Source organism: Streptococcus danieliae (genome assembly GCF_025447695.1).
Lineage (GTDB): Bacteria > Bacillota > Bacilli > Lactobacillales > Streptococcaceae > Streptococcus > Streptococcus danieliae.
In genome coordinates this window covers 1-1,790 of the sequence record NZ_JAOBSU010000175.1, presented here as the reverse complement: position 1 = coordinate 1,790, position 1,790 = coordinate 1, and the positions used below count along the sequence as shown (strand labels likewise).

The 1,790-nt window shown below is 50.8% G+C and carries 1 rRNA gene; it reads left to right on the top strand.

Going from position 1 to position 1,790, the window contains the following annotated elements:
- Positions 1–133: 133 nt before the first annotated feature.
- Positions 134–1,680: ribosomal RNA gene (locus N4310_RS08365) — 16S ribosomal RNA — on the top strand.
- Positions 1,681–1,790 lie beyond the last annotated feature (110 nt).

The following is a 1,790-nucleotide window of genomic DNA, read 5'->3' as shown; positions in this document are numbered from 1 at the left end:
AGTTGTCTCGTGAGAGGCATGACCTTTGAAAACTGAACAAGACGAATACCAATGTGTGGGACACTAGCAATAGTGCCCGGCAAGAAAAAAACAATAAATCTGTCAGTGACAGAAATGAGCGCTAGCTCAAACTTTTGATGAGAGTTTGATCCTGGCTCAGGATGAACGCTGGCGGCGTGCCTAATACATGCAAGTAGAACGCTGAAGAAAGAGCTTGCTCTTTTGGAAGAGTTGCGAACGGGTGAGTAACGCGTAGGTAACCTGCCTGGTAGCGGGGGATAACTATTGGAAACGATAGCTAATACCGCATAATATCTTTGATTGCATGATTGAAGTTTGAAAGATGCAACTGCATCACTACCAGATGGACCTGCGTTGTATTAGCTAGTAGGTGAGGTAAAGGCTCACCTAGGCGACGATACATAGCCGACCTGAGAGGGTGAACGGCCACACTGGGACTGAGACACGGCCCAGACTCCTACGGGAGGCAGCAGTAGGGAATCTTCGGCAATGGGGGCAACCCTGACCGAGCAACGCCGCGTGAGTGAAGAAGGTTTTCGGATCGTAAAGCTCTGTTGTAAGAGAAGAACGTGTGTGAGAGTGGAAAGTTCACACAGTGACGGTAACTTACCAGAAAGGGACGGCTAACTACGTGCCAGCAGCCGCGGTAATACGTAGGTCCCGAGCGTTATCCGGATTTATTGGGCGTAAAGCGAGCGCAGGCGGTTGGATAAGTCTGAAGTTAAAGGCTGTGGCTCAACCATAGTATGCTTTGGAAACTGTTCAACTTGAGTGCAGAAGGGGAGAGTGGAATTCCATGTGTAGCGGTGGAATGCGTAGATATATGGAGGAACACCGGTGGCGAAAGCGGCTCTCTGGTCTGTAACTGACGCTGAGGCTCGAAAGCGTGGGTAGCGAACAGGATTAGATACCCTGGTAGTCCACGCCGTAAACGATGAGTGCTAGGTGTTAGGCCCTATCCGGGGCTTAGTGCCGCAGCTAACGCATTAAGCACTCCGCCTGGGGAGTACGACCGCAAGGTTGAAACTCAAAGGAATTGACGGGGGCCCGCACAAGCGGTGGAGCATGTGGTTTAATTCGAAGCAACGCGAAGAACCTTACCAGGTCTTGACATCCCAGTGCCCGCTCTAGAGATAGAGTTTTTCTTCGGAACACTGGAGACAGGTGGTGCATGGTTGTCGTCAGCTCGTGTCGTGAGATGTTGGGTTAAGTCCCGCAACGAGCGCAACCCTTATTGTTAGTTGCCATCATTAAGTTGGGCACTCTAGCGAGACTGCCGGTAATAAACCGGAGGAAGGTGGGGATGACGTCAAATCATCATGCCCCTTATGACCTGGGCTACACACGTGCTACAATGGCTGGTACAACGAGTCGCAAGTCGGTGACGGCAAGCAAATCTCTTAAAGCCAGTCTCAGTTCGGATTGTAGGCTGCAACTCGCCTACATGAAGTCGGAATCGCTAGTAATCGCGGATCAGCACGCCGCGGTGAATACGTTCCCGGGCCTTGTACACACCGCCCGTCACACCACGAGAGTTTGTAACACCCGAAGTCGGTGAGGTAACCATTTAGGAGCCAGCCGCCTAAGGTGGGATAGATGATTGGGGTGAAGTCGTAACAAGGTAGCCGTATCGGAAGGTGCGGCTGGATCACCTCCTTTCTAAGGATAAGGAAAGGCATTGGTACTTGTTCAGTTTTGAGAGGTCATGTAGATGACTTAAAAAAGAAGAAAACCCGGTTTAAAAACCAATAAGGGGCCTTAGCTCAGCT